Consider the following 9,354-nt stretch of genomic DNA (forward strand, 5'->3'; position numbering starts at 1 on the left):
CAGACATGGAACAACAGCCCGCGCCATAACACAGAGCATAAGAACACAGCAGAAGACGCAGGGATCTGGACACAGGCCCGTATAATGTAACAGGTGGTACAGCGAATCAGACTTCGTCCTTTTACAGGATGGGGTCTTTTTTTATAAGTGCCCGAAGCATTGGCACGAACAGGTATCTGTGAAGAAACAATCCGCTGTGGCCTTACAGATGAGGCAGCAGCCAGTAATCAGACACAGGAGGTAAATATTGTGTATCGTAAAGTTGACACGAATCTGAATTTTGTTGACCGTGAAAAAGAAGTCGAGAAATTCTGGAAAGACAACAAGATTTTCGAAAAGAGTATGGACAGCCGTAAAGAGGGCGAGACATACACATTCTATGACGGACCGCCTACCGCAAATGGTAAGCCACATATCGGACACGTTCTGACACGAGTTATCAAGGATATGATCCCGAGATACCGTACAATGAAGGGGTACATGGTTCCGAGAAAAGCAGGATGGGATACTCACGGACTTCCGGTTGAGCTTGAGGTTGAGAAGAAGCTTGGCCTTGACGGCAAGGAGCAGATCGAGGAGTACGGAATGGAGCCGTTCATTCAGCAGTGTAAGGAGAGCGTATGGAAATACAAGGGAATGTGGGAGGATTTCTCATCTACCGTTGGTTTCTGGGCTGACATGGAGCATCCGTATGTAACATACGACAACAATTTCATCGAGTCCGAGTGGTGGGCGCTGAAAGAGATCTGGGAAAAAGGTCTTCTTTATAAAGGCTTTAAGATCGTTCCTTATTGCCCACGCTGCGGAACTCCTCTTTCCGCACAGGAGGTTTCTCAGGGCTACAAGACTGTTAAAGAGCGCTCTGCGATCGTACGTTTCAAGGTTGTTGGTGAGGACGCATACTTCTTGGCATGGACAACAACACCGTGGACACTTCCATCCAACGTTGCACTTTGTGTAAACCCGGATGAGATCTACTGTAAGGTAAAAGCAGCAGACGGCTATACCTACTACATGGCAGAGGCACTTCTGGACAAGGTTCTCGGCAAGCTTGCAAAGGATGATGAGCCTGCATATGAGATCCTTGAGAAATATAAAGGAACAGACCTTGAGCGCAGAGAATATGAGCCGCTTTTTGCATGTGCAGGAGAGGCAGCAGCAAAACAGCACAAAAAAGCTCATTTCGTAACCTGTGACAACTACGTTACCATGAGTGATGGTACCGGTATCGTTCATATCGCTCCTGCATTTGGTGAGGATGACAGCCGTGTCGGACGTGAGTATGACCTTCCGTTCGTACAGTTCGTAGACGGACAGGGTAACATGACCAAAGAGACACCATATGCAGGTGTATTCGTAAAGAAAGCGGACCCGATGGTCCTCACAGACCTTGACAAAGAGGGCAAGCTTTTTGATGCACCGAAATTCGAGCATGATTATCCGCACTGCTGGAGATGTGACACACCGCTTATCTACTATGCACGTGAGTCCTGGTTCATCAAGATGACTGCAGTAAAGGATGATCTGATCCGTAACAACAATACTATCAACTGGATTCCGGAGAGCATCGGTAAGGGACGTTTCGGTGACTGGCTTGAGAATGTTCAGGACTGGGGTATTTCCAGAAACCGTTACTGGGGAACACCACTGAATATCTGGCAGTGTGAGTGCGGACATATGGAATCCGTGGGAAGCCGCCAGGATCTCTATGAGAAGAGTGGTGACGAGCGTGCAAAGACCATCGAGCTTCACCGTCCATACATTGATGATATCACCATGAAGTGTCCGGACTGCGGCAAGACCATGCACCGTGTACCGGAGGTAATCGACTGCTGGTTCGATTCCGGAGCAATGCCTTTTGCACAGCATCATTATCCATTTGAGAATAAAGACCTGTTCGAGCAGCAGTTCCCGGCAGACTTCATCTCCGAGGCTGTTGACCAGACAAGAGGATGGTTCTACTCCCTTCTTGCTGAGTCCACACTGCTTTTCAACAAGGCTCCGTATAAGAATGTAATCGTTCTGGGACATGTACAGGATGAGAACGGACAGAAGATGAGTAAGTCCAAGGGAAATGCCGTAGATCCGTTTGACGCACTGAACAAATACGGCGCAGATGCGATCCGCTGGTATTTTTACATCAACAGTGCTCCATGGCTTCCGAACCGTTTCCACGGCAAGGCAGTTGTAGAGGGACAGAGAAAGTTCATGAGCACTCTGTGGAACACCTACGCATTCTTCGTACTGTATGCGAACATTGACAATTTTGATGCAACTAAATATACTTTAAATTACGATAAGCTTCCGGTTATGGATAAATGGCTGCTTAGCAAGCTGAATACCATGGTGAAGACTGTCGATGCGGATCTTGATTCCTACAAGATTCCGGAGGCTGCAAGAGCACTCCAGGAATTTGTTGACGATATGAGTAACTGGTATGTAAGAAGAAGCCGTGAGCGTTTCTGGGCAAAGGGCATGGAGCAGGATAAGATCAATGCTTACATGACACTTTACACAGCACTGGTAACAGTTGCTAAGGCTGCAGCTCCGATGATCCCGTTCATGACTGAGGATATCTACCAGAACCTTGTAAGAAGCATTGATGCAGACGCTCCGGAGAGTATCCATCTCTGCGATTACCCGGAGGTAAACGAGGCATGGATCGACAAGGATCTTGAGGCAAACATGGAAGAGCTTCTTGAGATCGTTGTTCTCGGACGTGCATGCAGAAATACCGCAAACATCAAGAACCGTCAGCCGATCGGAACCATGTATGTAAAAGCTGAGAAAGCTATGGATAAATTCTACACAGATATCATCGCAGATGAGCTTAACGTAAAAGAAGTGAAATTCGCAGATGATGTAGAGTCCTTCATTTCCTACAGCTTCAAGCCGCAGCTTCGTACAGTAGGACCGAAATACGGCAAGCTTCTGAACGGCATCCGTACCGCACTCTCCGAGATCGACGGAACCGCAGCAATGAAAGAGCTGAGAGATAATGGTGTTCTCGTTCTTGACATTGACGGAAACAGCGTCGAGCTTGCAGAGGAAGACTTATTGATCGAAACAGCCCAGAGCGAGGGCTATGTGACAGAGACAGACGGTGAGACATCCGTTGTCCTTGATACAAACCTTACACCCGAACTGATCCAGGAGGGCTTTGTCCGCGAGATCATCAGCAAGGTTCAGACTATGCGTAAAGAGGCTGGTTTCGAAGTCATGGACAAGATCATTGTCTATGCAAAAGATAACGATAAGATCATGGATATCATGAAAGCAAACCAGGATGAGATCAAACGTGAAGTACTGGCAGAAAACATTATTCTGGGAGAAGCAGAGGGTTATACCAAGGAGTGGAACATCAATAAAGAGGCTGTAACACTGGGAGTATCCAAAGTACAGGAGGAAAACTAATGATTGACAAGCAGTTTGAGAAAGAGGAATTCAAAAAAAGTGTAAAAGAAAACGTAAAATTCCTTTATCGAAAAACACTGGAAGAGGCTACACAGGAGCAGATCTTTCAGGCTGTAAGCTACACTGTGAAGGATGTGATCATTGACAACTGGCTCAAGAGCCAGAAGGCGTATGAAAAACAGGACCCGAAGATCGTATATTATATGTCCATGGAGTTCCTTATGGGCCGTGCCCTTGGAAACAACCTGATCAACCTTGGTGCATACGGCGAGGTTAAGGAGGCTCTTGAGGAGCTTGGACTTGACATTAACTGCATCGAAGACCAGGAGCCGGATCCGGCTCTTGGAAACGGTGGACTTGGAAGACTGGCAGCATGCTTCCTGGATTCTCTTGCAACTCTGAACTACTGTGCATACGGATGCGGAATCCGTTACCGTTATGGTATGTTCAAGCAGGAGATCCGTGACGGTTATCAGGTAGAGGCACCGGATAACTGGCTGAAGAACGGCTATCCTTTCGAGCTCCGTCGTCCGGAGTATGCAAAAGAGGTTCATTTCGGCGGATATGTACGCGTTGAGTGGGATCCGGTGAAGAACGAGAATAAATTCATCCATGAAGGATATCAGGCAGTTAAGGCTGTTCCTTACGATATGCCGATCACAGGTTATAACAACGATGTTGTAAACACACTTCGTATCTGGGATGCAGAGCCGATCGTAGACTTCAACCTTGACTCTTTTGACAAGGGTGATTATCACAACGCAGTAGAGCAGGAGAACCTTGCACGTACTATCGTAGAGGTGCTTTATCCGAATGATAACCATATGGCAGGTAAAGAGCTTCGTCTGAAACAGCAGTACTTCTTCGTATCTGCCAGCCTTCAGGCAGCGATTGCCAAATACAAAAAAACACACGACGACATTACCAAGCTTCATGAGAAGGTTGTATTCCAGATGAATGATACTCATCCGACAGTTGCAGTTGCAGAGTTGATGCGCATTCTTATCGATGAGGAAGGTCTTGGCTGGGATCAGGCATGGGATATCACAACAAAATGCTGTGCTTACACCAACCACACCATCATGTCCGAGGCACTTGAGAAATGGCCGATCGAGCTGTTCTCCAGACTGCTTCCGCGTGTATACCAGATCATCGAGGAGATCAACCGTCGTTTCATTCTTGAGATCCAGCAGAAATATCCTGGAAACTTCGAGAAGATCAAGAAGATGGCGATCATCTATGACGGACAGGTTAAGATGGCTCACCTTGCGATCGTTGCAGGCTACTCTGTAAACGGTGTTGCACGCCTTCATACCGAGATCCTCAAGAATCAGGAGCTGAAGGATTTCTATGAGATGATGCCTGAGAAGTTCAACAATAAAACAAACGGTATCACACAGAGACGTTTCCTTGCTCATGGAAACCCGCTTCTGGCTGACTGGGTAACAGACAAGATTGGACCGGACTGGATCACAGATCTTTCCCAGCTTTCCAAGCTTAAAGTTTACGCAGACGATGAGAAGGCTCTTCAGGAGTTCATGACCATCAAGTTCAAGAACAAAGAGCGTCTTGCAAAATATATCCTGGAGCACAATGGTGTTGAGGTTGACCCGCACTCTATCTTCGATATCCAGGTTAAGAGACTTCATGAGTACAAACGTCAGCTTCTTAACATCCTGCATGTGATCTATCTGTACAACCAGATCAAGGCACATCCGGAGATGGATTTCTATCCAAGAACATTTATCTTTGGTGCAAAAGCTTCCGCAGCTTACGCACGTGCAAAGAAGATCATCAAGCTGATTAACTGTGTGGCAGATGTTGTAAACAATGATGCTTCCATCAACGGCAAGCTGAAGGTTGTATTCATCGAGAACTACCGTGTATCCAACGCTGAGATCATTTTTGCGGCAGCAGATGTTTCCGAACAGATCTCCACAGCAAGTAAAGAGGCTTCCGGTACAGGTAACATGAAATTCATGCTGAACGGTGCTCCGACACTTGGAACCATGGATGGTGCTAACGTTGAGATCGTACAGGAGGTTGGCGAGGAGAATGCATTTATCTTCGGTATGAGCTCCGACCAGATCATCAACTATGAGAACAACGGCGGTTACGATCCGGACTTCATCTACAACACAGATCCGGAGATCCGTCAGGTACTGATGCAGCTGATCAACGGAACCTTCTCCAGCGATACAGAGATGTTCCGTGATATCTACAATTCACTTCTCGACAAACGCAACATGCCGAGACCTGACCAGTACTTCATCCTTGGCGACTTCCGTTCCTATGCAGAGGCACAGAAGCGTGTTGAGGAAGCATATAAGGATGAGAAACGCTGGGCTAAGATGGCACTTCTCAATACAGCATGCAGCGGTAAGTTCACATCCGACAGAACTATCCAGGAGTATGTAGATGATATCTGGCATTTGGATAAGGTTGTTGTGAAAGAGAACTAAGATATAGAAAGTAATCTGCAAAGTATTACCATAAAATAAATTTCCACACAAAAACAGGGCGCGTCAGAAGTGGCGACGGCCCTGTTTTTTGTGTGGAAATTATGCCGGATTGATGACGATCCGGTTCCGCCTGGCCAGTGCAATGGCGATATGGCAGCCTTCCGCGATGGCGCAGGCTTTATCGGCAAAGCTGATGATCCAGGCTTCCCTGTTGCGTGGAAGAGGTCCCAGAGGGAACATATGTGAGAGTATCGCATCCAGCTCTCTGTCTGTGACATCAAAGTGTGCGGCACTGTTGTCTGCGGCAGCCTTCGGGTGATAAAACGCCTGATGCTCACCGGTCGGTGTCTTCGCCCTGAAGTCATAGGGACAGAAATCGTGGAGAAGCCCTGCCCTTGCGGCGGCTTTCTCGTCACATCCCAGCTTCCTGGCAATGAACCAGGAGAGGTAAGAAACATTGATACTGTGCATGAGCCGTGTGGTCCACTGGTGGTGGGTGTACAGGCTCAGCTTCAGGAACTCTCTGTTACAGAGGATGTTCTTCACAAGCGCATGATATTCCTGTGAGACCTCATCCGACACCGTGATATCCATCGGCAATCACCTTCTTTCTTTTGTTTATAATTTCATTATGACGATTATGGAGAAAAATGCAATATGGTTTATAGTTTTTTTAGAAATTAGCTTGGACAAATTTATTTGGGATGGGAAATGTCAGCGCGCAGAAGTAAGGAGAATGTTTTTTGGGGGTCTGTTCTTTGGGAAATTATGGTATAGTAAAGTGAAAACGCTATAGCGGTTTTATAATAGCTGATTTAGATGGTTGACATAATAAAAAGAAGAGGAGCGTAATATATATGAAACCAGAAAAACTGATCGAAGTACTTTCTGTTGCAGAGCGGTTAAAGGATGCAGTGCGTCATAGTTATACTTCCGGTGGTAGGCGGGAGAGCGTTGCAGAGCATTCCTGGAGGATCACGTTGATGGCATATTTTGTCAGTGATGAGTTTCCTGAGGCAGATCTTCTGAAAATTATGAAAATGTGCCTGATCCATGATCTGGGAGAAGCTTTTACCGGTGATATCCCAGCCTTTGAAAAAACGGTTAAGGATTCGGAGAAAGAAGCCGATGCGCTGGGAGAATGGGTGAAGACTCTGCCGGAGCCGTTCAATAAAGAAATGTCAGAACTCTATCAGGAAATGGAAGAGCAGCAGACTCTGGAGGCCAGGATCTATAAAGCGCTGGACAAGCTGGAAGCCCTGATCCAGCACAATGAATCTGATATTAAAACCTGGATTCCGCTGGAATATGATCTGCAGATGACCTACGGAAATGAACAGGTGAAATTCTCAGAATATCTGACAGAGCTTCGCGCAAAGGTTCGGGAAGATAGTGTACAGAAAATTCAGAAAAAAGGTTGTTGAATATGAATAACTCTTGTATACTAATATGTATGGAATAAGTCCAAAATGCTTATAAAAGGGGGAAAAAGTAATGAAAAAAGCAGTAAAGAGATTATTGGTGTTATTTCTGGCACTTACATTTATCGTGACAGATCTTGCAGTAGCACCGGTCACAGCGCAGGCGGCGGGTACACTCAAATTTACTAAGTCTGTTGCTCTTATGAAAGGTGAGGAAATCGGATATGGAATCATAAACTCCGTCAGATCCGACAAAGTTCTGGGACTGAAATCCAGTAATACCAGTGTGGTATCAGTAAAAAAAATGCCGTTTCTGGATGATTATACCCTTACGCTGAAGGCAAAAAAAACAGGAACTTCTATCATATCCTTCAAAGTAAAAAGAAAGAATGGAAAAACATATTCTTTCAAATCTAAAGTTACGGTACATAATTATTCAAATCCGTTAAACGTGTGCAAATTCGGAAGAAAAGATTATAAAAAATCCTTTGATAAAAAGACCATGGTCCCGGTTGCAAAAGGTTATCCCAGAAAGGCAAAAGTATGTATCACTGCAAAGAAGGGCTACAAGATAGTTGCAATATATTACAGTGAACACGGAACCGGAAGACAGAGAAAGATCAAAAATGGAAGCACAGTCATTTTGGATGGAGAACATTATCTGCAGATATTGTATAAGAATACCAGCAAAAATTATGTATCATCGGTATATCTGGATGGATATTGGATGTAGAGATGATGAAAAAAGGAACCGGGAGACCGGTTCCTTTTTTCGTGCTTGTGTTTGGGTTATTATTTACCGAAATATCTCTTAAGCAGACCAGCGAATGCTTTTCCGTGTCTTGCCTCATCCTTAGCCATCTCATGTACTGTGTCATGGATTGCGTCAAGGTCAGCTGCTTTCGCACGTTTTGCAAGGTCGAATTTACCTGCTGTAGCGCCGTTTTCAGCCTCTACACGCATCTGAAGGTTCTTCTCTGTGCTGTCTGTTACAACCTCACCAAGGAGCTCTGCGAATTTAGCTGCATGCTCTGCTTCCTCGTAAGCTGCTTTCTCATAGTACATACCAACTTCCGGATATCCTTCTCTGTGAGCAACTCTAGCCATTGCAAGATACATACCAACCTCAGAGCACTCGCCCTCGAAGTTCGCTCTCAGGTCTGCAAGGATGTCCTCGCTAACGCCTTTAGCTACACCTACAACGTGCTCAGCTGCCCATGAGAGCTCGCCTTCCTGTTTCTGGAATTTAGAAGCTGGTGCTTTACATACTGGACAGGCTTCCGGTGCCTGCTCGCCTTCATAAACATATCCACATACTGTACATACCCATTTAGCCATAGTAATGATCTCCTTTTCTTTTTTGAAATATATTGTTTGTTTTTGTTTCTTCTGAATTAATAATAGTAATTATTACTATTTTATAATATCATGTGATCTTTGTTTTGTCAAGCTTGTTTTTCTTCTTTTTTCAGGCATTCCTTGCAGATTCCATAGAAGCTTGCATCTACGTCAAAGACTTTTCCGTGGATAAATTCTGCAGCTGCCTGTTCAAGAATTCCGTTAAGGCTGTCTGACTGCATATCGATCACCCGGTTGCATCTGGTACACATGAAATGTGAGTGTGGTGCGACCCTTCCATCGTAGCGATCCGCGCTTCCGAAATTGGTCAGCTTCCGGATCTCACCGATGTCACTGAGAAGAGAAAGATTACGGTAGACAGTTCCGAGACTGATGTTCGGGTAGATCTGTCGAAGATTCTCGTATACTGTATCTGCCGTTGGATGATCTGTTCTGGATCTCAGAAATTCCTTGATGGACTCTCGCTGACGGCTGTATTTAAGTGCTGCCATAATGTTTCCTCCTATCAGTAATAGTAATTATTACTGATATTATAATACATGACAGAGGGAGGTTTGTCAAGAGGTTTGGATATGATTATCTTGAAATATTTTCATTTTATGAGTTGGATGTAAATGAGTATTTTTACGCTGCAGGTGTAGGAGATATTTGCAACCCTGCAGAGGACTTACTTGATTCGGTTAAATGGTGAGAACTGG

General features: G+C 45.3%; 7 protein-coding genes. 4 read left to right on the plus strand and 3 right to left on the minus strand.

Features of this window, described 5'->3' with window-relative positions:
* Positions 1-249: 249 nt before the first annotated feature.
* Together ileS and GPK58_RS12965 are read left to right on the plus strand one after the other, a co-directional pair.
* Positions 250-3,414: an isoleucine--tRNA ligase gene (gene ileS, locus GPK58_RS12960; RefSeq protein ID WP_215638774.1), complete on the plus strand. Its 3,165-nt coding sequence runs from the start codon at positions 250-252 to the stop codon at positions 3,412-3,414.
* Positions 3,414-5,876, plus strand: coding sequence for a glycogen/starch/alpha-glucan phosphorylase (locus GPK58_RS12965; RefSeq protein ID WP_021650270.1), 2,463 nt, complete (start codon positions 3,414-3,416; stop codon positions 5,874-5,876). Before ileS ends, GPK58_RS12965 begins: the two co-directional genes overlap by 1 nt.
* 99 nt (positions 5,877-5,975) lie before the next feature.
* Here GPK58_RS12965 and GPK58_RS12970 read toward each other — a convergent pair whose 3' ends face one another.
* A complete protein-coding gene (locus GPK58_RS12970; RefSeq protein ID WP_015526396.1) occupies positions 5,976-6,470 on the minus strand; it encodes an HD domain-containing protein in 495 nt (164 codons plus the stop codon).
* 263 nt (positions 6,471-6,733) lie between these two features.
* Between GPK58_RS12970 and GPK58_RS12975 the strand changes: the two genes are divergently transcribed.
* Together GPK58_RS12975 and GPK58_RS12980 are read left to right on the plus strand one after the other, a co-directional pair.
* Entirely contained in the window at positions 6,734-7,300 is a 567-nt protein-coding gene (locus tag GPK58_RS12975; protein ID WP_215638770.1) for an HD domain-containing protein, read from the plus strand.
* Between the two features lie 70 nt (positions 7,301-7,370).
* Positions 7,371-8,030, plus strand: coding sequence for a hypothetical protein (locus GPK58_RS12980; protein ID WP_215638771.1), 660 nt, complete (start codon positions 7,371-7,373; stop codon positions 8,028-8,030).
* A gap of 59 nt (positions 8,031-8,089) precedes the next feature.
* On the opposite strand, the gene GPK58_RS12985 is transcribed toward GPK58_RS12980, so the two are convergent.
* Complete coding sequence (locus GPK58_RS12985; RefSeq protein WP_015526390.1) at positions 8,090-8,635, minus strand: NADH peroxidase; 546 nt, start codon at positions 8,633-8,635, stop codon at positions 8,090-8,092.
* Positions 8,636-8,742: 107 nt separating this feature from the next.
* The gene (locus tag GPK58_RS12990; RefSeq protein ID WP_015526389.1) at positions 8,743-9,147 is read right to left on the minus strand and encodes a Fur family transcriptional regulator; all 405 of its coding nucleotides are present in this window, start codon (positions 9,145-9,147) and stop codon (positions 8,743-8,745) included.
* Between the last annotated feature and the right edge of the window lie 207 nt (positions 9,148-9,354).

The sequence above is a fragment of the Blautia sp. MCC270 genome, from assembly GCF_018785605.1.
In the GTDB taxonomy this organism is placed as follows: Bacteria; Bacillota; Clostridia; order Lachnospirales; family Lachnospiraceae; genus Blautia_A; species Blautia_A fusiformis.

Coding starts and splice junctions, on each gene's coding strand:
- GPK58_RS12965 (WP_021650270.1), top strand. CDS start 3,414: ATGATTGACAAGCAGTTTGAGAAAGAGGAATTCAAAAAAAGTGTAAAA.
- GPK58_RS12980 (WP_215638771.1), top strand. CDS start 7,371: ATGAAAAAAGCAGTAAAGAGATTATTGGTGTTATTTCTGGCACTTACA.
- GPK58_RS12970 (WP_015526396.1), bottom strand. CDS start 6,470: ATGGATATCACGGTGTCGGATGAGGTCTCACAGGAATATCATGCGCTT.
- GPK58_RS12975 (WP_215638770.1), top strand. CDS start 6,734: ATGAAACCAGAAAAACTGATCGAAGTACTTTCTGTTGCAGAGCGGTTA.
- GPK58_RS12985 (WP_015526390.1), bottom strand. CDS start 8,635: ATGGCTAAATGGGTATGTACAGTATGTGGATATGTTTATGAAGGCGAG.
- GPK58_RS12990 (WP_015526389.1), bottom strand. CDS start 9,147: ATGGCAGCACTTAAATACAGCCGTCAGCGAGAGTCCATCAAGGAATTT.